The organism is Arthrobacter sp. NEB 688 (genome assembly GCF_013201035.1).
Lineage (GTDB): Bacteria > Actinomycetota > Actinomycetes > Actinomycetales > Dermatophilaceae > Phycicoccus.
Map to the genome: position 1 here is coordinate 2814460 of NZ_CP053707.1, position 22445 is coordinate 2836904.

Genomic DNA, 22445 nt, shown 5'->3' on the forward strand with positions numbered 1-22445 from the left:
ACGAGGCTAGGCCAGGACCGCTCGGCCGATGACGGTGAGGCTCGCGACGACACAGAATCCGAGGACGAGCCGGCGGAAGCGCGCCGGGTCGACCCGCCGGCGCACCGGCACGGCGAGGGCATAGCCGACGAGGGCGAACGGCGCGAGGACCAGCCCGGCCACCACCTGGTCGCGGTGCACCTCGCCGCCGAGCGCGAGCCCCGCGACGGCCATCGCCGAGCCGGCGAGGAAGAAGGCGGCGAGCGTCGAGCGCACGCGCTCGGGTCGCTCGTGCTGGAGCACGAGGGCGAGGAAGGGCCCGCCGATGGCGGCCGCCGTGCCGGAGACCCCGGAGACGGCGCCCGCGAGGAGCGCGTTCGGGCGGGTGGGACGCAGGTCGAGCGCCCGCACCGAGAGCGCGACGGTCACGAGGATGAGCACGCCGACGAGGGCGGCGATGGCGCGCGGCGAGAACCACGCGACGACGCCGACACCGATCGGCGTCAGGGCGGCCCGGGCGACCAGCGCGAGCGCGAGCGGCCCGCGCGCCAGGTCGCGGACGCCGTGCGAGAGCTGCGCCACCGGCAGGGTGATGCTCGGCAGCAGCAGCGCGACCGGCATGAGGTCCGGGGCGAGGAGGACGACGAAGGGCGCCGCGACGACGGACATCCCGAACCCGACGACCGACTGCACGAGGGCCCCCGCGAGCACGGAGAGGCCGAGGGCCGCCAGGACGAGCGGCGTCACGGGAAGAACACGAGCTTGACGACGGCCACCACGCCGACGACGACGATGAGCCCGCGCAGCACGGGGGCGGGCAGCCGGCGCCCGACCGTCGAGCCGATGACCCCGCCGATGGTGGAGCCGACCGCGATGAGCAGGACGACGAGCCAGTCGATCTGGTCGGGGGCGACGAGGACGAACACGAGCGCGGCGACGAAGTTGACGATCGAGGCCAGCACGTTCTTGAGGCCGTTGAGGCGCTGGAGCGGCTCGCTCGACAGCGCGCCGAGGATGCCGACGAGGATGATCCCCTGCGCCGCACCGAAGTACCCGCCGTAGACGCCGGCGCCGAACACCCCTCCCTGCATGACCCGACGGTGGGTGCTCACGGCGTCGGAGCCACCGGCCTCCCGGCGGCGCGCGGTCCACGCGTTGAGCCGCGGGCCGGCCACGACGAGGACGAGGCCGAGCACGATGAGCACCGGCACGATGGCACGGAAGAGGTCGGGGTCGAGCACGAGCAGGAGGACGGCGCCGAGGGTGCCGCCGAGGAAGGACATCGGGGCGTAGCGCCGCAGCTGCGGGCCCATCCCCCGCAGCTCGCGCCGGTACCCGATGGACCCCGTGACGCTGCCCGGCACGAGACCGATGTTGTTCGACACGTTCGCCGTGATGGGCGGGACGCCGAGCAGGAGGAGCGTCGGGAAGGTGATGAGCGTGCCCGAGCCGACGATGGTGTTGATGGTGCCGGCGCCGATGCCCGCGAGGACGACGAGCAGGGCTTCTCCGACGGACACCGGGCCACCCTAGTCGGGTGGCCCGGTGTCAGGACGCGTCGGTCAGGGCTGGGCCGGGGGCGCCGGCGGGGCCGGCGGGGGCTCGACCGGCGGGGCGGGCGGCGCCACCGTGGGCTCGGGTGCCGGCGGCGCCGGCGGGTCCTGCCGCGGGGGCACGGCGTCGGCGCCCGGCGTGATCGGCGGCTGGACGCGCGAGGCCGGCTGGGCGTGCTCCTCGGCCTCCCGGCTGGACTGCGCCGCCTGGCCACGGGCCCGCTCGAGGGCCGACTTCGGGTCCTCGAGGGTGGTCTCCTCGAAGGCGTTGCCGAGCATCTCGCCCGGCTCGACCCACTCGTCGTCGCCCCCGTCACCGGACGGCTTCGTCGCGCCGAGCGCCCCGCCGATGCCGCGAAGGGCGTCGGTCAGCTCGCTCGGGATGATCCACATCTTGTTGGAGTCGCCGCGCGCGATCTGGGGCAGCACCTGGAGGTACTGGTAGGCGAGCAGCTTCTGGGTCGGCTTGCCGCGGTGGATCGCGTCGAAGACCTGCTGGATGGCGCGGGCCTGGCCCTGTGCCTCGAGGATGCGCGCCTGCGCCGAGCCCTCGGCCCGCAGGATCTGGCTCTGCTTCTCGCCCTCGGCCGTGAGGATCTGGCTGGCCTTGGTGCCCTCGGCGTTGAGGATGGCGGCGCGGCGGTCGCGCTCGGCCTTCATCTGCTTCTCCATCGACTCCTGGATGGAGGCCGGCGGGTCGATCGCCTTGAGCTCGACGCGGTTGACGCGGATGCCCCACTTGCCGGTCGCCTCGTCGAGGACGCCGCGCAGCTGGCCGTTGATCTGGTCGCGGCTGGTCAGCGTCTGCTCGAGGTCGAGCGAGCCGATGACGTTGCGCAGCGTGGTGACGGTCAGCTGCTCGATGCCGGCGATGAAGTTGGCGATCTCGTAGACCGCGGACTTGGGGTCGATGACCTGGTAGTAGATGACCGTGTCGATGGAGACGACGAGGTTGTCGCTCGTGATGACGGGCTGCGGCGGGAAGGAGACGACCTGCTCGCGCTGGTCGATGTTCGCGCGGACGATGTCGACGAACGGCACGAGGAAGTGCAGGCCGCCCTCGAGGGTGCGCGAGTAGCGACCGAGGCGCTCGATGATGAGGGCCGTCTGCTGCGGGACGACGCGGACCGTGCGGACGAGCACGATGATCGCGAACACCGCGAGCAGCAGGATGACGATGAGTGGACCGATTCCGTCCATGGTGGTGCCTTTCCGTCGGCGCCCGGTCGGGGCGCGGGGTCAGGTGGTGGGGGTGGTCGGGGGTGCGCCGAGGGGCACGACGATCGCGGTGGCGCCGTGGATCGCGATGACCCGGACCTGGTCCCCCGGGCCGGCGGGCGAGCCGCCCTCGGCGAGCCGCGCCGACCACGTCTCGCCGGCGAGCTTGACCCGGCCGTCGGTGGCGGTGACGGCCTGGAGGACCCAGGCCTCGCGACCGACGAGACCGGCCGCGCCGATGTGGTGGTCGGTGACGGCGTCGGTGAACTTGCGCTTGAGCATGGGGCGCACGACGAGCAGGAGGAGCATCGCGAAGACGACCGCGACGACGACCTGGAAGAAGAACGGTGCGCCGAGGGCCGCCGCCACGGCCGCGGCGAGCGCGCCGCCGGCGAACATGACGAAGACGAAGTCGACGGTGGCGGCCTCGATGGCCGCGAGCACGAGTGCGACACCCAGCCATCCGAGCCAGGCGTTGTCGGTCAGCCAGTCCATCGGCCTCCCCTTCCCTCCGGTGTCGTGGCTCGGACGCGCGAGCGGCGTCCTCGGTTCCCCCGTGCCTCAGCGGGCGCGGGCGGCGTAGCGGTCACCGCGCACCTCGAGCTCCATGGGCATCCCGAAGGTGCGCTCGAGGTTCTCGGCGGTCAGGGTGATCTCGAGGGGGCCCTGGGCGACGACACGGCCCTCGCGCAGGAGGAGCACGTCGGTGAAGTGCGGCGGGATCTCCTCGACGTGGTGGGTCACGAGGACGAGCGCGGGCGCCGCGAGGTCGGCGGCGATGGCCCCGAGCCGGCGCACGAGGTCCTCGCGGCCGCCGAGGTCGAGGCCGGCGGCGGGCTCGTCGAGGAGCATGAGCTCGGGGTCGGTCATGAGGGCGCGGGCGATCTGGACGCGCTTGCGCTCGCCCTCCGACAGCGTGCCGTAGCGCCGGTCGGCGAGGTGGCTCGCGCCGAGCGCCTCGAGCAGCTCGGCCGCGCGCGCCTCGTCCATCCCGTCGTAGGCCTCGCGCCAGCGACCGACGACGCCGTACGACGCGGTGACGACGACGTCACGGACCTTCTCGCGCGGGGGGATCCGCTCGGCGAGCGAGGCGCTCGAGAGACCGATGCGGGGCCGCAGCTCGAAGACGTCGACGGCGCCGAGGACCTCGCCGAGGATGCCGGCGACACCGGTCGTCGGGTGCATCCGGCCGGCGGCGATCTGCAGCAGGGTGGTCTTGCCGGCGCCGTTGGGGCCGAGGACGACCCAGCGCTGGCCCTCCTCCACCTCCCACGACAGGTCGTCGAGGATGGTGGTGTCGCCGCGCACGACGCCGACACCGGCGAGGGCCAGGACGTCGCTCATGCCACCGACCCTAGTTGACGCCGCGGCCGCCGCCCCGCGCGCCGCGCGGTCAGGACGCCCGCATCGGGGTGCCGGGGCGACCGTTCGCGTCGGCGACGAGCTCGGCCACGACCGACAGCGCGATCTCGCCCGGCGAGCTGCCGCCGATGGACAGGCCGGCCGGGACGTGGAGGCGCCCCAGCTGCTCGTCGTCGAGGCCCTCGCCGCGCAGCTGCTCGAGCAGGGCCGCCGAGCGGTGCCGGCTGGCCATCATCGCGACGTAGGGCACACCGGCGCGCAGCGCGTCGGCGAGCAGCGCGTACGCCCCGTCGCCGTCGTGGTTGCAGACGACGAGGGCGTCCACCGGCCCGAGGGCGGCGAGCCCGTCGCCGACCGGCGCGGCGTCGACGAGGGTCGCCTCCCAGCCGGTCGCGTCGGCGATCGCGGTGAGCGAGCGGGCGATCCGGTTGTCGAACACGACGACGAGGTGGCCCAACGGGCCCTCGGCCGGCGTGGCCCCGCTGCCGAGGACGGGGTCGTGACGGGTGTCGCTCACGACGCGACCACCCTCCGGTAGACCTCGAGGGTGCGCTCGGCGATCGAGCCCCACGAGAACGACTCCACGGCGCGGCGGCGGCCGGCGGCGCCGAAGCGTGCCGCGCGGTCGAGGTCGGAGACGGCGTCGGTGAGGGCCGCGGCGAGGTCGGCCACGAACCGCTCCTCGTCGACCGGCGTGCCGGTGCCGTCCTGGACCTGCTCGATGGGGACGAGCCAGCCCGTCTCGCCGTCGACGACGACCTCGGGGATGCCGCCGGTCGCGGTGGCCACGACGGGCAGCTCGCAGGCCATCGCCTCGAGGTTGACGATGCCGAGCGGCTCGTAGACCGAGGGGCAGACGAAGACCGACGACGCGCTGAGGACCGCGGTCACCTCGTCGCGCGGCAGCATCTCGCTGATCCACACGACGCCGTCGCGCTCGGCGCGCAGGTCCTCGACGAGCCCCTCGACCTCGGCCTTGATCTCCGGGGTGTCGGGGGCGCCGGCGAGGAGGACGAGCTGCACCTCGGGCGGCAGCTGCGCGGCGGCGCGCAGGAGGTAGGGCAGGCCCTTCTGGCGGGTGATGCGGCCGACGAAGACGACGGCGGGGCGGTCGGGGTCGATGCCGTGCCGTCGCGCGACGTCCGGGGCGTCGTTCGGCCGCCAGAGCTCGGCGTCGATCCCGTTGTGCACGACGAGGACCTTGGCCGGGTCGACGCCCGGGTAGGAGCGCAGGATGTCCTCGCGCATGCCGGCGCTGACCGCGATGACGGCCGCGGCGCCCTCGTACGCGGTGCGTTCGACCCACGACGAGAGCCGGTAGCCGCCTCCGAGCTGCTCGGCCTTCCACGGCCGCATCGGCTCCAGGCTGTGCGCCGACAGCACGTGCGGCACCCCCTCGAGGAGACCGGCGACGTGCCCGGCGAAGTTGGCGTACCAGGTGTGGGAGTGGACGAGATCGGCTCCGGCACAGGCGGCGGCCATCGTCAGGTCGACGCCGAGGGTGCTGAGGGCCGCGTTGGTGCCCTCGAGCTCGGGCAGGTCGGGATGGCTCGTCGTCCCCTCCTCGTCACGGGGACCCCCGAAGGCGTGGACCCGCACGTCGGTGTCGTCCCGCGCCCGCAGGGCCCGGGTCAGCTCGGCGACGTGCACCCCCGCTCCCCCGTAGATCGTCGGCGGGTACTCCTTGGTCAGCAGGTCGATGCGCACGGTTTTCACCGTAGTGGCGAACGGGGGCTGCCGACGAGGGCGATCACCCCATAGGTTGGTCGCATGGCGTACCGCAGCGGAGGTCCCAAGGTCCTGGCCATCGTCCTCGCGGGCGGGGAGGGCAAGCGGCTGATGCCGTTGACGCGTGACCGCGCCAAGCCCGCCGTCCCGTTCGGTGGCATCTACCGGCTCATCGACTTCGCGCTGTCGAACGTCGTGAACTCCGGCTACCTCAAGGTCGTCGTGCTGACGCAGTACAAGTCGCACAGCCTCGACCGGCACGTGACGAAGACGTGGCGGATGAGCACGATGCTCGGCAACTACGTGGCTCCGATCCCGGCGCAGCAGCGCATCGGCAAGTCCTGGTACCTCGGCAGCGCCGACGCGATCTTCCAGAGCCTCAACACGATCACCGACGAGAAGCCCGACATCGTCGTCGTCGTCGGCGCCGACCACGTGTACCGGATGGACTTCTCGCAGATGGTCGACCAGCACATCGCGAGCGGTGCCGGCGTCACTGTCGCCGCCATCCGCCAGCCGCGCTCGGAGGCCGACCAGTTCGGCGTCATCGACGTCGAGCCCGACGACCCGACGCGCATCCGCGCCTTCCTCGAGAAGCCGAAGGATCCGCAGGGCCTGCCGGACTCGCCGGACGAGGTCCTCGCGAGCATGGGCAACTACGTCTTCACCGCCGACGCGCTCATCGACGCGGTGACCAAGGACTCCACGACCGAAGGCAGCAAGCACGACATGGGCGGCGACATCGTGCCGGCGCTCGTCGCGCAGGGCGCCGCGTCGGTCTACGACTTCAAGAACAACGTCGTGCCCGGCGGCACCGAGCGCGACATGGGTTACTGGCGCGACGTCGGGACGATGGACTCCTACTACGACGCGCACATGGACCTCGTCTCGATCCACCCGGTCTTCAACCTCTACAACTACGACTGGCCGATCTACACGACCTACGGCCCGTTCCCGCCGGCGAAGTTCGTCCACGGCGCGCACGGCCGCTTCGGCGAGGCGCTCAACTCGGCCGTCTCCCCCGGCGTGGTCATCTCCGGCGCGCGGGTCATCGGCTCGGTCGTCTCCCCCGACGTCCACGTCCACAGCTACACCGAGGTCGAGGACAGCGTGCTGCTCGACGGGGTGCAGATCGGCCGCAACTGCACGATCCGCCGCGCCATCATCGACAAGAACGTCACCGTGCCCGAGGGCACGACGATCGGCGTCGACCGCGAGGCCGACCTCGCCCGCGGCTTCACCGTCACCGACTCGGGCATCACCGTCGTCGGCAAGGGCCAGGAGATCGCGCCCGGGCCCGACGCCCCCGCGGCGCCGGAGGGTGACGCGTGAGCGCCGCCGACCGGCCGGTCCGCATCGGAGCGCAGCTGCAGCCGCAGCACGCCACCTACCCCGAGATCCGCCGGGCCGTCGCCCGCCTCGAGGAGGCCGGGGTCGACGTCGTCTTCAACTGGGACCACTTCTTCCCCCTCTACGGTGAGCCCGACGGCGCCCACTTCGAGTGCTGGACGATGCTCGCCGCGTGGGCCGAGGCCACCGAGCGCGTCGAGATCGGCGCCCTCGTCACGTGCAACAGCTACCGCAACCCGCAGCTGCTCGCCGACATGGCCCGCACGGTCGACCACGTCAGCGCGCGTGACGGCGCCGAGGGCCGGCTCATCCTCGGGATCGGGTCGGGCTGGTTCGAGCGCGACTACGCCGAGTACGGCTACGAGTTCGGCACCGCCGGAGGGCGGCTCGACGCGCTGGCCCGCGACCTGCCCCTCGTCGAGGAGCGCTGGTCGAAGCTCAACCCGGCGCCCACGCGCAAGATCCCGGTGCTCATCGGCGGCGGCGGCGAGAAGAAGACGCTGCGCATCGTCGCGCAGCACGCCGACATCTGGCACGGCTTCGGCGAGCCGGAGGCGGTCGCGCACAAGCACACCGTCCTCGACGAGTGGTGCGCGAAGGTCGGACGCGACCCGGCCGCCATCGAGCGCTCGGCCGGGGTCTCCCCCAAGCCCGGGCGCCTGCCCGAGGACGTCGACGACTACGCCGCCGGCGCCCAGGACCTGCACGACGTGGGCACGCGCCTGTTCACGGTCGGGCTCAACGGCCCCGACTACGACATCGGCCCGGTCCGCGACCTCGTCGCGTGGCGGGACTCGCTCGCCGGCTGAGTCAGCGCGGCAGGCGCGCCAGCACGTTCGCGAGCCGGCGTCGTGGGTCTCCCCCGACCTCGACGACGGCCAGGGACGCCGGCACGACGCCGTCGTCGTCGAGCAGGTCGAGGAGGGCGGTGTCGGCCGCCTCGCGCAGGTCGGGGTCCTCCTCGTCCGGGACGTGGAGCCAGTGCGTGCCCGCGAGGGGCACCACGACGAGCAGGTCGACGTGCGAGTGCGCCCGCAGGGCCAGCGACCGCAGCCCGGTGGTCGCGTCGACGGTCACCCCGCCCCGCCCCAGCGCGCGCAGCGCCTCGAGGTAGGCGAGCAGGTCGAGCGGGCCGCGCTCGGCGACGACGCGCTCCCCCGGCTCCAGCGCGAGCAGCCGGTCGGCCGCGACGTGCAGCTGCTCGACGAAGGACTCCGCCGACGACGGCGGCAGGTGCTCGTCGACCAGCTCCCACGGGTCGCCGAGCACGGTGTGCCCGCGCAGGGCGTCGGCCAGGTCCGCGACGAGGGTGGACTTGCCGGTCGCGTGGGTCCCGGAGACGACGATCCGCACGGCACGGACGCTAGTCGCCCGGGCTGCGGGCGGGGAGGGCCGATGCCATGTACCCTGCCGCTGCACAGGGCCGACGGGGCCCGGGGAGCGACGCGGGGGCCGGCGGCTGCCGGCGGCTGCCGGCGCGTCGAGATGGGGGTCGTTCGTGACGTCTCGGGGAAGCATCCGACGAGGGACGACCTGGGTGGTCGCCGGAGTCACCTCGATGGGCCTGGGGGTGCCGGCCGCCGTCGCGGTCCCGGTCGGGCGCACCGGTGTCACGGTGTCCGTGGTCGCCGACGCGGTCGTGGCGCCGGTCCTCTCCCTGGCCGCCTCGCCGGGCGTCATCACCCGGGGCGATTCCACCGTCCTCACCGCGACGCTGACGACCGGGGACGCCGACCACGCCCCGCTCGCGGACCGCACCCTGGTGCTGGAGGCCGCGAACGCGGCCGGCGAGTGGGTCGCCTCCTCGACGGGCACCACCGGCGCCGACGGGACGGCGCGGTTCGCGGTGTCCCCGACGGCTCCCACCCGCTACCGCACGGTCGCCGTGGGCACGGGTGCGACGGTCGTCGCGTCCGACGCGCTGACCGTCGGCGTCCGCGCCCTCGCCGCGCTCTCCCTCACCGGTCCGGCCGCGGCCGACGAGGGCCGCACCGCCTCGTGGGTCGTCCAGCTGACGACGGACGCACCGCCGGCCGGTCGGACCGTCCTCCTGGAGGAGGTGGCGGACGGCGGCGGCACCCGGCTGCTCGGGTCCGCGTCGACCGACGCACGGGGTCGCGCCGTGGTCCCCGCGACGGTCCGGGGAGGTCCGTCCGTCCTGCGCGCCCGCATCGGGACGACCGACGACCTGGCCGCCGCCACCAGCGGCACGCTGTCGGTCACGGCGCGCTACGCGTCGGGGATGGTCCTCCGCTCCCCCGGCCGGGTCGTGGAGGGCTCCGTCGCCACCGCCCGGCTCACCGCGCGGGGGTCCCGCGGCCCGTTGGTCGGTGTCCCTGTCGTCGTGCGTCGCGACCGGGTGCCGGTGGCGACCGTGACGACCGACGAGCTCGGCGAGGCCGCCGTCCCGCTGGCCAGCAACGCCTCGGCCTCCTACGACGCGACGTTCGCGGGGTCCGTGGACCAGACGGATGCCTCGTCGGGCTCGGCCGACGTCACCGTCGAGCGCCCGCTGACCCTCGTGGCCGGTGGCCCGTCGACCGCCACGCTCGGGCGTCCCGCGCGCTTCACGGCTCGTCTGACCCGCACCTCGTCCGGCGAGCCCGTCCCGGGGGCGAGCGTCTCCCTCTGGCGCCTCCTCGACGGGGTCTGGGCGAAGGTCACCGACGGCCGGACCGGCGAGGACGGGAACGCCGCGTTCTCCGCGCCCGTGACCGGGAGCGCCTTCGAGGTGAGGTCCGACGCCTCCGTCGCACCCGGCGACCCGGCCCACCCCGAGCTCGGCACCGTCCTCCTCAGGGAGCAGGTCGCCCCCGTCGCCACGGTCACGGTGGGCCGCGACACCTCGACCTCGCTGACCCTTCCCGACTCCTTGCCGTCCGGCGCCACCGGGCGGGCCTCGGTGACGGTGCGCTGGGCCGGCTCGGCCGAGGCCGTGCCCGGCCTCGCCGTGGAGCTCCAGCGGCTCGACGGCGACCGCTGGCTCGCGGTCGGCACCGGGACGACGGACGAGGCCGGCACGGTCGGGCTCGACGTCCCGCAGCGGTCGACCTCGTCCTACCGTGCCGTCACGGCCGCGGGCGACGCGCCGCCGTGGCGCGCGCTCGGCAGCGCCTCCTCGAGCGTGCTCGTGCGCACCGGGATCGCGTCCCGCACCGGGGTCCAGGTCTCGTCGGACGTGGTGCGCTACGGCTACACCCGCACGGTCACGGGCTGGGTCCGGGTCGACGACCCGGAGGGTCGGCTGCCGTCGGCCCGGCTCGAGCTGTGGACCAGCACCGGTGGGTCCTGGCGACGGGTGAGCACGTCCACGACCGACTCCTCCGGCGTCGCGACCTGGACCGTCCGACCGCGGGTGTCCACCCTCTACCGGGTCGTCCACACCGGTGGGCGGCCCGTGACGGGTGGGTCCACCGTGCCCTCGACGTCGACCGCCGCGGTCCTCCAGGTCCAGTCGGTGGTGACGCTGCGCGTGCCCTCGACGACCGTCCGGGCCACGGCGTCGGCGTCGATCACGGGAACGGTGGCGCCCGCACGGGCCAACCGCACGGTGACCCTCTGGGTCGACGGCACGAAGCGGGCCACCACCCGGACGAGCTCGACGGGCACCTACGCGTTCCGCCACCGGTTCCCCTCCGGCACCCACCGGGTCCAGACGTCCGTCCCGGCCACGACCGGGGTCGAGGGCTCGTCCTCGGCCCTCCGGACGGTCCGCTCGCGCTGACCCCGGTCCCGGTCCGCGGGCGCGCCGGGTCGCGGTCCGGCGGTGGCGGTTAGCCTGCCGGTGTGCCCTCCCTCGAGACGCCGCCCCTCCCGCCGCAGCCCGACCCCGGGGCGCGCACGCTCCTCGTCTCGCTGAGCGGTCCCGACCGACCGGGCGTCACGAGCGCGGTGTTCGCGGCGGCCGCCACCGTCGGTGGCGACGTCCTCGACCTCGAGCAGGTCGTCGTCCGCGGCCACCTCGCGCTCTCGGTGCTCCTCGCGCCGGGCCCCGACGAGAACGTCCTCACCGACCGCATCACCCGCGCCGGCGAGGAGATGGGGATGCACGTCCAGCTCGTCGTCGGCCGCGGTGACAACGCCCGTCGGCGCACCGGCCGGGCCGCCGTCGTCGCGATGGCCCGTCCGCTCGAGACCCGGCACGTCGCCGCCGTCGCCCGGGCCGTCGCCGCGCACGGCGCGAACATCGACCGGATCCGGCGGCTCTCGCGCTGGCCCGTGACGACCGTCGAGCTCGACGTGTCCGGCGCCGACGTCGACCGGCTGCGCCGCGACCTCGCGCTCGTCTCGTCGAGCAGCGGGTGCGACATCGCCGTCGCCCCGGCGGGCCTGGCGCGCCGCGGGGGCCGGCTCGTCGTCATGGACGTCGACTCCACCCTCATCCAGGACGAGGTCATCGAGCTCATCGCCGAGCACGCGGGCACCGCCGCCCAGGTGGCGGAGGTGACCGAGCGGGCGATGCGCGGCGAGCTCGACTTCGCCGAGAGCCTGCACGCCCGGGTCGCCACGCTCGCCGGGCTGCCGGCCTCCGTCCTCGACGAGGTCCGCGCGGCGGTCCGGCTGACGCCCGGCGCCCGGACCCTCGTGCGGACCCTCAAGTCGCTCGGCTTCACCGTCGCGCTCGTCTCCGGCGGGTTCGCCGAGGTCGTCGAGCCGATCGGGGCCGACCTCGGCGTCGACCACGTCCGGGCCAACCGGCTCGAGGTCGTCGACGGCGTCCTCACCGGACGCGTCACCGGTCCGGTCGTCGACCGGGCCGCCAAGGCCGCGGCCCTGCGCGAGTTCGCGGCCCTCGAGAAGCTGCCGCTCACGCGCACCGTGGCCATCGGCGACGGCGCCAACGACCTCGACATGCTCGGCGTCGCCGGGCTCGGGGTCGCGTTCAACGCCAAGCCGGTCGTGCGCGAGCAGGCCGACACCTCGGTCAACGTGCCCTACCTCGACACGGTCCTCTTCCTCCTCGGCGTCAGCCGTGAGGAGATCGAGGACGCCGAGACCGCGGAGGCCTGAGCCTCAGGCGCCGATGGCGTGGTACCCGCCGTCGACGTGGATCATCTCGCCGGTCGTCGCGGGGAACCAGTCCGAGAGCAGCGAGACGCAGGCGCGGGCCGTGGGCACCGCATCGTTGACGTCCCAGCCGAGCGGGGCGCGGCTGCCCCACGCCTCCTCGAACTGCTCGAAGCCCGGGATCGACTTGGCCGCCGTCGTGCGGATCGGGCCGGCGGCGACGATGTTGCAGCGCACGCCCTTCGGGCCGAGGTCGCGGGCCAGGTAGCGGTTGGTGGACTCGAAGGCCGCCTTGGCGACACCCATCCAGTCGTAGACCGGCCAGGCGAAGCGTGCGTCGAAGGTGAGGCCGACGACGCTGCCGCCGTCGGACATCAGCGGCAGCGAGGCCTTGGCCAGCGCGGCCAGCGAGTACGCCGAGACGTGCACCGCCGTCGACACGTCGTCCCACGAGGCCTCGAGGAAGTTGAACGCCCCCTGCGGCGCGAAGCCGATCGAGTGCAGCACGCCGTCGAGGTGCGGCACGTGCTCGCGGACGCGGTCGGGCAGGGCCGCGAGGTCCTCCTCGCTCGTCACGTCGAGCTCGATGACCGGCGGCGTCTGCGGCAGCCGGCGCGCGATCGCCGTCGTGATCTTCATCGTGCGTCCGAAGGAGGTGAGCACGACCTCGGCCCCCTGCTCCTGGGCGAGCTTCGCGACGTGGAACGCGATCGAGGAGTCCATGAGGACCCCGGTGATCAGGAGCTTCTTGCCCTCGAGCAGCATGTCTGGCCTTTCGGTGGTGGGTCGGGGGACGGTCGCGGTCAGTGGCCCATGCCGAGGCCGCCGTCGACCGGGATGACGGCGCCGGAGACGTAGCCCGCCTCCGGGGAGGCGAGGAAGCGCACGACCCCGGCGACCTCGTCGGTCGTCGCGAAGCGGCCGGCGGGGATGGCCGCCTTGTAGGTCTTCTGGGTGTCCTCGGGCAGCGCGGCGGTCATGTCGGTCTCGATGAAGCCGGGCGCGACGACGTTGGCCGTGATGCCGCGCCCGCCGAGCTCGCGGGTGACGGAGCGGGCGAGGCCGACGAGGCCGGCCTTGCTCGCGGCGTAGTTGGCCTGGCCGGGGCCGCCGTAGAGGCCGACGACGCTCGAGATGAGGATGATGCGCCCGCGCCGCAGCCGGATCATCCCCTTGCTCGCCCGGCGCACGCAGCGGAAGGCACCGGTGAGGTTGGTCTCGAGGACGCTGTCGAAGTCCTCGTCGCTCATCCGCATGAGCAGGCCGTCCTTGGTGATGCCGGCGTTCGCCACCAGCACCTCGACCGGGCCGCCGAGCTTCTCCTCGGCCGCGGTGAAGGCCGCGTCGACGGACGCGGTGTCGGTGACGTCGCAGATGACGCCCTCGAGGCCCTCCGGCGGCTCGCCGCTGCGGTGGGTGACGACGACGCGGTCGCCGGCCTGGGCGAACGAGCGGGCGATGGCCAGCCCGATGCCGCGGTTGCCGCCGGTGACGAGGACGGTGCGGGGGTCGCTCATGCTGTCGAACCTAGTGGACTACCCAGCGGTAGCCGGACAGCCGCGGACGTATGGTGGACGGGTGCCCACGACCCGCTCCCGTCACCCCGACGCCCAGTCGGTGACGACCGCGGCGGACTCGCGGGAGGCCGACCAGCGGCACCGGATGAAGCAGTACCTCGTGACGATGACCGTCCGCACGGTGTGCTTCGTCCTCACCATCGTCATCGACGACTGGTACCGCTGGGTCTTCGCCGCCGGGGCGGTCTTCCTCCCCTTCATCGCCGTGGTCGCCGTCAACTCCGTGGCGCCTCGCGTGCGCGGCCGGCGCAGCCCGGTCACGCCGAGCGTCGACCCGACGCCGCGCCTGACCCAGACCGCGTACACGCACGTGCCGAGCACCGTGCGCCACGAGGACGAGCCCCGCGGCTGAGCCGGCTCAGCCGCCGATCGCCGACATCGGGCGGTCGGGCTGCTCGAAGTCCGGGCGGTCGATGCCGTGCCCCGGCTTCTTGACCCACATCTCGCCGATGACGAGGTCGGCGAGCTCGGTGTCCGTGGCGCCCTCGCGCATCGGGCCGCGCAGGTCGACCTCGGTGCGGGAGAAGAGGCAGTTGCGCAGCTGGCCGTCGGCCGTGAGGCGCACCCGGTCGCACGCGGCGCAGAACGGCGCCGACACGCTCGCGATGACCCCGACGGTCTGCGGGCCGCCGTCGACGAGGAACAGCTCGGCGGGGGCGCTGCCGCGCTCCTGGACCGGCGTGAGCCGGAAGCGCTCGCCGAGGCGCTCGAGGATCTCGGCCTGCGACACCATCTGGGACCGGTCCCAGGCGTGCTGCGCGTCGAGCGGCATCTGCTCGATGAACCGCAGCTCGTAGCCGCGGTCGAGGCACCAGCCGAGGAGGTCGGCGACGCCCTCGTCGTTGAAGCCGCGCATCGCGACCGCGTTGACCTTGACCGGGGTGAGCCCGGCGTCCGCGGCGGCCTTGAGCCCGGCCTCGACGTCCTCGAGGCGGTCGCGCCGGGTGAGGTCGCGGAAGCGCTGCGCGTCGATGGTGTCGAGGCTGACGTTGACCCGGTCGAGGCCGGCGGCGGCCAGCGGCGCGGCGAGCCGGTCCAGGCCGATCCCGTTGGTCGTCATCGCGATGCGCGGGCGCGGCTCGAGAGCCGCGATGCCGGCGACGACGTGGACGAGGCTGCGGCGCAGCATCGGCTCGCCACCGGTCAGGCGGACGTTGGTGACGCCGAGGCCGACCATGATCCGCACGAGGCGCACGAGCTCGTCGTCGGTGAGCATCTCGGGCTTGGGCAGCCAGTCGAGGCCCTCGGCGGGCATGCAGTAGGTGCAGCGCAGGTTGCAGCGGTCGGTGACCGACACGCGGAGGTCTCGCCCGACGCGGCCGAGGCGGTCGAGGAGGCGGGGCTCTGGGAGGTCGGTCATAGGGGTCCAATGTACGTCGCGTAGCGTGAAGTGGTGCTCCGCCGGCTCCTCACACCTCGTTGGCTGGGTGCGCTCGTCCTCTCGGCCCTCTTCGCGGTGGCCGCCTACCACCTCGGCTGGTGGCAGTACCACCGGCACGAGGCGAAGGTCGAGCGCAACGACCGCCTCGACCGCCACTACCGCGCGACCCCGGTGCCCGTCGGCGAGGCCATCACGCCGGACGGTGTGAGCACCGACGCCGAGTGGACCCGGGTGAGCATCACGGGGAGCTACGCCGCCGGCCCGGTGTTCGTGCGCGGACGCCCCAACGACGGCGCCGTCGGCTACGAGGTCCTCTGGGCCTTCCGGCCCGACGACGGTGGCACCGACGTCCTCGTCGACCGCGGCTGGGTGCGCGTGTCGGACCGCGGGGCCAGCGTGCTGCCGTCGGTGCCGCCGGCCCCCTCGGGCGAGACGACGGTCGTCGGCTGGGCGCGGCCGGGAGAGGAGTCGGCCGACAAGCCGCCGGCCGCCGGTCAGATCGCCAACCTCGCGGTGCCCGACGCCTCGCGCGCCCTCGGGACGCCGCTCCTGCCGGGGTACGTCCTCCTGGAGTCCGAGCGCACGGCCGACGGCGCTTCGCCGCCGCGCCCGGCCCCGCTGCTGCCGCCGGACCGCAGCCTCGGCCCGCACCTCGCGTACGCCTACCAGTGGTGGATGACGACAGTCCTCGGCTTCGTGCTCGTCGGCTTCGGCATCCGGCGCGAGGAGCGGCTCGCGCACCCCGAGAAGTACCCGCCCAAGCCCAACAAGGTTCGCATCTGGGACGAGGAGGACGGCTGACGCCGCTCGTCCGCGGCCGACGTCGTGCGAGAGTGCCGCATGACCACGACGCCGGAGCAGCGCACCGACCTCATCGTCACGACCCTCCTCGAGGCCTTCGAGCCGCTCATGCGGGCCGACCCGCACGGCTTCCGGACCAAGTTCCGCAAGATGGCGCGCGACCCCTTCGCCTTCTACCGCGGGACGGCCTGCCTCTTCTACGCCGACGTCGGTGACGGCGGCGCGTTCGGGGACTTCGACGAGCGGTGGGTCACCGGCGACGGCGCCCGCGTCTGGATCCAGGGCGACCTGCACGCCGAGAACTTCGGGACCTACCTCGACGCCGACGGCCGGCTCGTCTTCGACGTCAACGACTTCGACGAGGCCTACCTCGGGCACTGGACGTGGGACATCGCCCGGTTCAGCGCGAGCCTGGCGCTCCTGTGCTGGCAGAAGGCGCTGCCCGACGACGTCATCGACGACCTCGTCGGCCGCTACGTGCGCGCCTACGTCGACCAGGTCGAGCACTACCGCGGCGTCGACGACGACACCGAGTGGGCCCTCACCCTCGACACCGGCGAGGGCGCCGTCCTCTCCGCGCTGCGGGCGGCCAAGATGTCGACCCGCTTCGCGATGCTCGAGTCGATGACCGTCGTCGACGACTACCGTCGCTCCTTCGCCGAGCGCTCCGGGGTGCGACGGCTCGAGGCCGCCGAGGAGGAGGCCGTGCGCGCGGCGTTCGCCCGCTACCGCGAGACCCTGCCCGAGCGGCACCGCGGCACGGTGACCTTCGACGTGCTCGACGTCGTCGGGCGCTCGGGCTTCGGCATCGGCAGCGCCGGCCTGCCCGCCTACAGCCTCCTCGTCGAGGGCTTCAGCCAGGCGCTCGACAACGACGTCGTCCTGTCGATGAAGCAGGGCAACATCGCGGCCCCGAGCCGCGTCGTCGACGACGAGCACGGCGCCTCGTACTTCGACCACCACGGTCACCGGACGGCGGTGTCGCAGCGCGCCCTCCAGGCGCACGCCGACCGCTTCCTCGGCTGGACCTCGCTCGAGACCGACGGGCGTGAGGTCGGCTACGTCGTCAGCGAGGTGTCCCCGTACGAGGCGGACCTCTCGTGGGACGAGGTGTCGGAGCCGGAGGACCTCGAGGTGCTCCTGCCCCAGCTCGGGCGTGCGACGGCGAAGATCCACTGCGTCGCCGACTCCGAGTCCGACCAGGACCTCGTCCGGGTCAGCGTCGAGGACGTCGTCGGCGAGGCGGTCGGTGACGACGTCGACGCGCTCGTCGCGACGATGGTCGAGTTCGCGCGGGAGTACTCGACACGCGCGACGGAGGACTACCGGCTCTTCGTCGACGCCTTCCGCAGCGGCGCCTTCGAGCACGTCGCCCCGGCCTGACCCGCGCCGGGGCGGCCGCCCCGCTCAGGCGGGGTGGGACTCGGTCGGCGTGTCGAGGACCTCGCCGAGCTCGTCGTCGAACTGGGTGCGGTAGAGCTCGGCGTAGAGCCCGTCGGCGGCGACCAGCTCGGCGTGGGTGCCGCGCTCGACGATGCGCCCGTCGTCGACGACGAGGATCTGGTCGGCGTGCCGGACCGTCGAGAGCCGGTGGGCGATGACGAGCGCCGAGCGGTCGCGCAGGGCCTCGTCGAGCGCTCGCTGGAGCGCCTGCTCGGACTCGCTGTCGAGGTGGGCGGTGGCCTCGTCGAGGACGATGAGCCCGGGTCCCTTGAGCAGGAGGCGGGCGATGGCCAGCCGCTGCTTCTCGCCGCCGGAGAGGCGGTGGCCGCGGTCGCCGACGACCGTGTCGAGGCCGGCCGGCAGGGAGTCGACGAGCGTCCAGACCTGGGCGGCGCGCAGCGCGGCGACCATCTGCGCCTTGGTGGCGCCGGGCGCCGCGTACTCGAGGTTGGCGCGGATCGTGTCGTGGAACAGGTGCGCGTCCTGGGTGACGACCCCGACCGCGTCGTGGAGCGACTCGCCGGAGGCCTGCCGCAGGTCGAGACCGTTGATCCGGACCGACCCGGCGGTGGGGTCGTAGAGGCGCGCGACGAGCGAGGTGATCGTCGTCTTGCCGGCGCCGCTCGGGCCGACGAGGGCCACGAGGGTGCCGGGCTCGACGCTGAAGGAGACATCGCGCAGCACCGGCCCGCTCCCCCGGCGGTCGCCCGTCGCGGTGCTCTCGAGCGAGGCGAGCGAGACCTCGTCGGCGGAGGGATAGGAGAACCCGACGCCCTCGACGTCGACGCGCACCGGCCCCGCAGGGACCGGGCGGGCGTCCGGGGCGTCGGCGACGAGCGGCTCGAGGTCGATGACCTCGAAGACCCGCTCGAACGAGACGAGCGCGGTCATGATGTCGACGCGGACGTTGGAGATGGCGGTGAGCGGCCCGTAGAGGCGGGCCAGGAGAGCCGTCAGGGCGATGAGCGTGCCGACGGTCAGCGAGCCGCCGACCGCCATGACGCCGCCGACGCCGTAGACGAGGGCGGTCGCGAGCGAGGCGACGAGCGTGAGGGCGACGAAGAACACCGAGCGGTTGACGGCGATCTTCACCCCGATGTCGCGCACGCGCGCGGCCCGGACGGCGTACTCGCCGTCCTCGACCGCGGGGCGGCCGAAGAGCTTGACGAGCAGCGCGCCGGCGACGTTGAAGCGCTCGGTCATCCGGGTGCCGAGGTCGGCGTTCTGGACCATCTGCTCGTGGGCCAGGCTCGCGAGCCGCCGACCCATGAACCGCGCCGGCAGGAGGAAGAACGGGACGAGGAGGAGCGCCGCGAGGGTCAGCTGCCACGAGAGCAGCGCCATCGCCCCGACGATGAGGACGAGGGTGATCGCGTTGCTCACGACGCTCGAGAGCACCGACGTGAACGCCTGCTGGGCGCCGATGACGTCGTTGCCGAGGCGGGTGACGAGCGCGCCGGTCTGGGCCCGGGTGAAGAAGGCGACCGGCTGGCGCAGGACGTGCGAGAACACCTGGGTGCGCAGGTCGTAGATGAGCCCCTCGCCGATCCGCGCGGAGAACCACCGCTCGACGAGCGTGAGCGCCCCACCGATGACGGCGATGAGCGCCACGAGCAGCGAGAGCCGGACGACGCGCCCGGAGTCCTTGGGATAGATGCCGTCGTCGATGATGGCCTTGAGGAGCAGCGGGGTCGCGACGACGAGCGCGGACTCGACGACGACGAGGCCGAGGAACCAGCCGATGGGCTTCTTGTAGGGGCGGGCGTAGCCGAGCACCCGGCGCGTCGTGCCGGGCGCCAGGCGGCGCTCCTTGACGCTGGAGTCGCGGCTCAGGCTGTGGAGGGCCTGCCAGCCCGTCATGCTCATCGGTGTCGGTCTCCTCGGTGTCGGTGCTCGGCAGTCAACCACCGCGCGCCGACACCTGTTCCCCCCGGGCCGTGGTCACCCTCTTGTGCGTGGGCGTCCTCCCCCGCACGATGGCGGCACGCCGACCGCTCGCGTCATCCCCGGAGGAGCCCCGTGCCCGACCCGCTGCGCCACAAGATCCTGCTCGACGAGGACGAGATGCCGACCCGTTGGTACAACGTGCTGGCCGACCTCCCGACGCCTCCCCCGCCGCCGCTGCACCCCGGCACCGGGCAGCCCGTCGGGCCCGAGGACCTTGCGGCGATCTTCCCCATGGACCTCATCGCGCAGGAGGTCACGACCGAGCGCTACGTCGACATCCCGCCGGAGGTCCAGGACGTCTACCGGCTCTGGCGCCCCTCGCCCCTGTTCCGGGCGCACCGCCTCGAGAAGGCCCTCGGTACGCCGGCCCGCATCTACTACAAGTACGAGGGTGTCTCGCCCGCCGGCTCGCACAAGCCCAACACGGCCGTGCCGCAGGCGTACTACAACGCGAAGGCCGGCATCCGGAAGCTGACGACCGAGACCGGCGCCGGCCAGTGGGGCACCTCGCTCGCCTTCGCCTGCGCGCAGTTCGACCTCGAGTGCGAGATCTGGCAGGTCCGGGCCTCGTACGACGCCAAGCCCTACCGCAAGATCATGATGGAGACCTTCGGCGGCACGGTGCACCCCAGCCCCTCGGACCTCACCGAGGCCGGCCGGACGATGCTCGCGAGCGACCCCGGCTCCCCCGGCTCCCTCGGCCTGGCCATCAGCGAGGCGGTCGAGGTCGCGGCCCAGGACCCGAGCGCCAACTACGCGCTCGGGTCGGTCCTCAACCACGTGCTGCTCCACCAGACCGTCATCGGCGAGGAGGCGCTGCTGCAGCTGGCCAAGGTCGGCGAGAGCGTCGACCTCATCGTCGGCTGCACCGGCGGCGGCTCGAACTTCGGTGGCCTCACCTTCCCGTTCCTGCGCGAGAAGCTGCAGTCCGGCGGGGTCGGCCCGGTCATCCGCGCCGTCGAGCCCGCGTCCTGCCCGTCCCTGACCCAGGGCACCTACGCGTACGACTTCGGCGACGTCGCCGGACTCACGCCGCTGCTCAAGATGCACACGCTGGGGCACGACTTCATCCCCGACCCGATCCACGCCGGCGGCCTGCGCTACCACGGGATGAGCCCGCTGGTCAGCCACCTCTACGACCAGGGGCTCATCGAGGCGATCGCGAAGACCCAGAAGGACTGCTTCGCGGCCGGCGTGCTCTTCGCCCGGACCGAGGGCATCGTCCCGGCGCCGGAGCCGACGCACGCCGTCGCCGCGGCGATCGACGAGGCCATCCGGTGCATCGAGACCGGCGAGGAGAAGGTCATCCTCACGGCCCTGTGCGGCCACGGCCACCTCGACCTGCCGGCGTACGACGCCTACCTGCGCGGCGACCTCGTCGACCACACGTGGGACGACACCGAGCTGCAGCAGTCGGTCGCGGCGGCCCTCACGAGGCTGCCGGCCATCCCCGGCTGACGGGCGGCGGGCCTCAGGCCAGGGTGACGAGGTCGCGGTAGTCGGCGTTGAAGAGGTCCTCGACGCCGTCCGGCAGCAGGAGGATGCGCTCGGGCTCGAGCGCGTCGACCGCGCCCTCGTCGTGCGTCACGAGGACGACGGCGCCCTCGTAGGTGCGCAGCGCGCCGAGGATCTCGTCGCGCGAGGCCGGGTCGAGGTTGTTCGTCGGCTCGTCGAGCAGCAGGACGTTGGCCGAGGACACGACGAGCAGCGCGAGCGAGAGCCGCGTCTTCTCGCCGCCGGAGAGCACCCCGGCCGGCTTGTCGACGTCGTCGCCGCTGAAGAGGAAGCTGCCGAGCACCTTGCGGACCTCGGTCTCGCCGAGGTCGGGAGCGGCCGACTTCATGTTCTCGAGGACGCTCCGGGCGACGTCGAGGTTCTCGTGCTCCTGCGCGTAGTAGCCGAGCTTGAGGCCGTGCCCCGGCTCGACCTGCCCGGTGTCGGGCGTGTCGACGCCGGCGAGCAGGCGCAGCAGCGTCGTCTTGCCGGCGCCGTTGAGGCCGAGGACGACGACGCGCGAGCCGCGGTCGATCGCGAGGTCGACGTCCGTGAAGACCTCGGCCGAGCCGTAGGAGCGCGACAGGCCCGAGGCCCGCAGCGGCGTGCGGCCGCACGGCGAGGGCTTCGGGAAGCGCAGCTTGGCGACCTTGTCCTGGGCGCGGTCGGCCTCGAGGCCGGAGAGCAGCCGCTCCGCGCGGCGGGCCATGTTCTGCGCGGCGACGGTCTTCGTGGCCTTCGCGCGCATCTTGTCGGCCTGGGCCATGAGGGCCGAGGCCTTCTTCTCGGCGTTGGCCCGCTCGCGGCGGCGGCGGCGCTCGTCGGTCTCGCGCTGCTGGAGGTAGGGCTTCCAGCCGAGGTTGTACTGGTCGAGCTCGCTGCGGTTGGCGTCGAGGTGGAAGACCTTGTTGACGACGACGTCGAGCAGCTCGACGTCGTGGCTGATGACGACGAGGCCGCCCTTGTAGCCCTTGAGGTGCTCGCGCAGCCAGGCGACCGAGTCGGCGTCGAGGTGGTTGGTCGGCTCGTCGAGGAGGAGCGTCTCGGCGCCGCTGAAGAGGATGCGGGTCAGCTCGACCCGCCGGCGCTGGCCGCCGGAGAGGGTCCCGATCGTCTGGTCGAGCAGCCGCTCCTCGAGGCCGAGCGCGGCCGCGATCCGGGCGGCCTCCGACTCGGCGGCGTAGCCACCGGCCGCGGTGAACTCGGAGTCGAGCCGGCCGTAGCGACGCATCGCCCGCTCCTGCTTCTCGCCGGTCTCGGTGGCCATCGCGTGCTCCGCGGCCCGCAGGTCGCGCACGATCGCGTCGAGACCGCGCGCGGAGAGCACCCGGTCACGGGCGCTGATGCCGAGGTCGCCCGTGCGGGGGTCCTGCGGCAGGTAGCCGACCTCGCCGGAGCGGGTGATGGTCCCGGCGGCGGGCTGGGTGACCCCGGCGAGGGTCTTGGTCAGCGTCGTCTTGCCGGCGCCGTTGCGCCCGACGAGGCCGATCCGGTCGCCCGGGGCGACGCGGAACGTGGCTCCGTCGAGGAGCAGGCGGGAGCCTGCACGCAGCTCGACGGACGCAGCGGTGATCACGGTGGGGCCTTCCGGTGGCGGGGGTCCCG

General features: G+C 73.5%; 21 protein-coding genes. 8 read left to right on the forward strand and 13 right to left on the reverse strand.

Annotated features, from left to right (window positions below):
* Positions 1-6: 6 nt before the first annotated feature.
* The 7 genes from HL663_RS13240 to glgA form a co-directional block, all read right to left on the reverse strand.
* The gene (locus HL663_RS13240) at positions 7-726 is read right to left on the reverse strand and encodes a sulfite exporter TauE/SafE family protein (RefSeq protein WP_173028817.1); all 720 of its coding nucleotides are present in this window, start codon (positions 724-726) and stop codon (positions 7-9) included.
* A complete protein-coding gene (locus HL663_RS13245; protein ID WP_173028818.1) occupies positions 723-1499 on the reverse strand; it encodes a sulfite exporter TauE/SafE family protein in 777 nt (258 codons plus the stop codon). Before HL663_RS13245 ends, HL663_RS13240 begins: the two co-directional genes overlap by 4 nt.
* A 42-nt stretch (positions 1500-1541) precedes the next feature.
* The gene (locus tag HL663_RS13250) at positions 1542-2732 is read right to left on the reverse strand and encodes an SPFH domain-containing protein (RefSeq protein ID WP_173028819.1); all 1191 of its coding nucleotides are present in this window, start codon (positions 2730-2732) and stop codon (positions 1542-1544) included.
* Positions 2733-2771: 39 nt separating this feature from the next.
* The gene (locus HL663_RS13255) at positions 2772-3245 is read right to left on the reverse strand and encodes an NfeD family protein (protein WP_173028820.1); all 474 of its coding nucleotides are present in this window, start codon (positions 3243-3245) and stop codon (positions 2772-2774) included.
* Positions 3246-3311: 66 nt separating this feature from the next.
* Complete coding sequence (locus tag HL663_RS13260) at positions 3312-4094, reverse strand: ABC transporter ATP-binding protein (RefSeq protein WP_173028821.1); 783 nt, start codon at positions 4092-4094, stop codon at positions 3312-3314.
* Positions 4095-4143: 49 nt separating this feature from the next.
* On the reverse strand, positions 4144-4629 hold the full coding sequence (locus tag HL663_RS13265; RefSeq protein WP_173028822.1) for an XdhC family protein: 486 nt from the start codon (positions 4627-4629) through the stop codon (positions 4144-4146).
* Positions 4626-5819: a glycogen synthase gene (gene glgA, locus HL663_RS13270; protein WP_173028823.1), complete on the reverse strand. Its 1194-nt coding sequence runs from the start codon at positions 5817-5819 to the stop codon at positions 4626-4628. The genes HL663_RS13265 and glgA overlap by 4 nt, the downstream gene beginning before the upstream one ends.
* 63 nt (positions 5820-5882) lie before the next feature.
* Here glgA and glgC point away from each other — a divergent pair, with 63 nt between their 5' ends.
* Both glgC and HL663_RS13280 read left to right on the forward strand, forming a co-directional pair.
* Complete coding sequence (gene glgC / locus HL663_RS13275) at positions 5883-7172, forward strand: glucose-1-phosphate adenylyltransferase (protein ID WP_173028824.1); 1290 nt, start codon at positions 5883-5885, stop codon at positions 7170-7172.
* Complete coding sequence (locus HL663_RS13280; RefSeq protein ID WP_173028825.1) at positions 7169-7999, forward strand: LLM class F420-dependent oxidoreductase; 831 nt, start codon at positions 7169-7171, stop codon at positions 7997-7999. The genes glgC and HL663_RS13280 overlap by 4 nt, the downstream gene beginning before the upstream one ends.
* Position 8000: 1 nt before the next feature.
* Here the strand turns inward: HL663_RS13280 and HL663_RS13285 are convergent, their stop codons facing one another.
* Positions 8001-8543, reverse strand: a complete 543-nt coding sequence (locus tag HL663_RS13285) for an AAA family ATPase (protein ID WP_173028826.1) — start codon at positions 8541-8543, stop codon at positions 8001-8003.
* Positions 8544-8727: 184 nt separating this feature from the next.
* On the opposite strand from HL663_RS13285, the gene HL663_RS13290 reads away from it, so the two are divergent.
* A complete protein-coding gene (locus HL663_RS13290) occupies positions 8728-10914 on the forward strand; it encodes a hypothetical protein (protein WP_173028827.1) in 2187 nt (728 codons plus the stop codon).
* 62 nt (positions 10915-10976) lie between these two features.
* Positions 10977-12200 (forward strand): phosphoserine phosphatase SerB, encoded by a 1224-nt coding sequence (serB, locus tag HL663_RS13295; protein ID WP_173028828.1) that lies wholly within the window; start codon positions 10977-10979, stop codon positions 12198-12200.
* Positions 12201-12203: 3 nt separating this feature from the next.
* Here serB and fabI read toward each other — a convergent pair whose 3' ends face one another.
* A complete protein-coding gene (gene fabI / locus HL663_RS13300; RefSeq protein WP_173028829.1) occupies positions 12204-12962 on the reverse strand; it encodes an enoyl-ACP reductase FabI in 759 nt (252 codons plus the stop codon).
* A gap of 38 nt (positions 12963-13000) precedes the next feature.
* Entirely contained in the window at positions 13001-13714 is a 714-nt protein-coding gene (fabG, locus tag HL663_RS13305; RefSeq protein ID WP_173028830.1) for a beta-ketoacyl-ACP reductase, read from the reverse strand.
* 61 nt (positions 13715-13775) lie between these two features.
* On the opposite strand from fabG, the gene HL663_RS13310 reads away from it, so the two are divergent.
* Positions 13776-14126 carry a DUF3099 domain-containing protein gene (locus tag HL663_RS13310; RefSeq protein WP_286175621.1) on the forward strand — a complete coding sequence of 117 codons (351 nt, stop codon included), beginning with the start codon at positions 13776-13778 and terminating at the stop codon, positions 14124-14126.
* 6 nt (positions 14127-14132) lie between these two features.
* On the opposite strand, the gene moaA is transcribed toward HL663_RS13310, so the two are convergent.
* The gene (gene moaA / locus HL663_RS13315; RefSeq protein ID WP_173028832.1) at positions 14133-15134 is read right to left on the reverse strand and encodes a GTP 3',8-cyclase MoaA; all 1002 of its coding nucleotides are present in this window, start codon (positions 15132-15134) and stop codon (positions 14133-14135) included.
* A gap of 33 nt (positions 15135-15167) precedes the next feature.
* On the opposite strand from moaA, the gene HL663_RS13320 reads away from it, so the two are divergent.
* Together HL663_RS13320 and HL663_RS13325 are read left to right on the forward strand one after the other, a co-directional pair.
* Complete coding sequence (locus HL663_RS13320; RefSeq protein ID WP_286175622.1) at positions 15168-15956, forward strand: SURF1 family cytochrome oxidase biogenesis protein; 789 nt, start codon at positions 15168-15170, stop codon at positions 15954-15956.
* Positions 15957-15995: 39 nt separating this feature from the next.
* Positions 15996-17339 (forward strand): DUF2252 domain-containing protein, encoded by a 1344-nt coding sequence (locus tag HL663_RS13325; protein ID WP_173028833.1) that lies wholly within the window; start codon positions 15996-15998, stop codon positions 17337-17339.
* 24 nt (positions 17340-17363) lie between these two features.
* Here the strand turns inward: HL663_RS13325 and HL663_RS13330 are convergent, their stop codons facing one another.
* Positions 17364-19265: an ABC transporter ATP-binding protein gene (locus tag HL663_RS13330; protein ID WP_173028834.1), complete on the reverse strand. Its 1902-nt coding sequence runs from the start codon at positions 19263-19265 to the stop codon at positions 17364-17366.
* 153 nt (positions 19266-19418) lie between these two features.
* Here HL663_RS13330 and HL663_RS13335 point away from each other — a divergent pair, with 153 nt between their 5' ends.
* Positions 19419-20804, forward strand: coding sequence for a TrpB-like pyridoxal phosphate-dependent enzyme (locus HL663_RS13335; protein WP_286175623.1), 1386 nt, complete (start codon positions 19419-19421; stop codon positions 20802-20804).
* Between the two features lie 13 nt (positions 20805-20817).
* On the opposite strand, the gene HL663_RS13340 is transcribed toward HL663_RS13335, so the two are convergent.
* Complete coding sequence (locus HL663_RS13340; RefSeq protein ID WP_173028835.1) at positions 20818-22416, reverse strand: ABC-F family ATP-binding cassette domain-containing protein; 1599 nt, start codon at positions 22414-22416, stop codon at positions 20818-20820.
* Positions 22417-22445 lie beyond the last annotated feature (29 nt).

Coding starts and splice junctions, on each gene's coding strand:
- HL663_RS13250 (WP_173028819.1), bottom strand. CDS start 2,732: ATGGACGGAATCGGTCCACTCATCGTCATCCTGCTGCTCGCGGTGTTC.
- HL663_RS13260 (WP_173028821.1), bottom strand. CDS start 4,094: ATGAGCGACGTCCTGGCCCTCGCCGGTGTCGGCGTCGTGCGCGGCGAC.
- HL663_RS13330 (WP_173028834.1), bottom strand. CDS start 19,265: ATGAGCATGACGGGCTGGCAGGCCCTCCACAGCCTGAGCCGCGACTCC.
- moaA (WP_173028832.1), bottom strand. CDS start 15,134: ATGACCGACCTCCCAGAGCCCCGCCTCCTCGACCGCCTCGGCCGCGTC.
- fabI (WP_173028829.1), bottom strand. CDS start 12,962: ATGCTGCTCGAGGGCAAGAAGCTCCTGATCACCGGGGTCCTCATGGAC.
- HL663_RS13325 (WP_173028833.1), top strand. CDS start 15,996: ATGACCACGACGCCGGAGCAGCGCACCGACCTCATCGTCACGACCCTC.
- glgC (WP_173028824.1), top strand. CDS start 5,883: ATGGCGTACCGCAGCGGAGGTCCCAAGGTCCTGGCCATCGTCCTCGCG.
- fabG (WP_173028830.1), bottom strand. CDS start 13,714: ATGAGCGACCCCCGCACCGTCCTCGTCACCGGCGGCAACCGCGGCATC.
- HL663_RS13255 (WP_173028820.1), bottom strand. CDS start 3,245: ATGGACTGGCTGACCGACAACGCCTGGCTCGGATGGCTGGGTGTCGCA.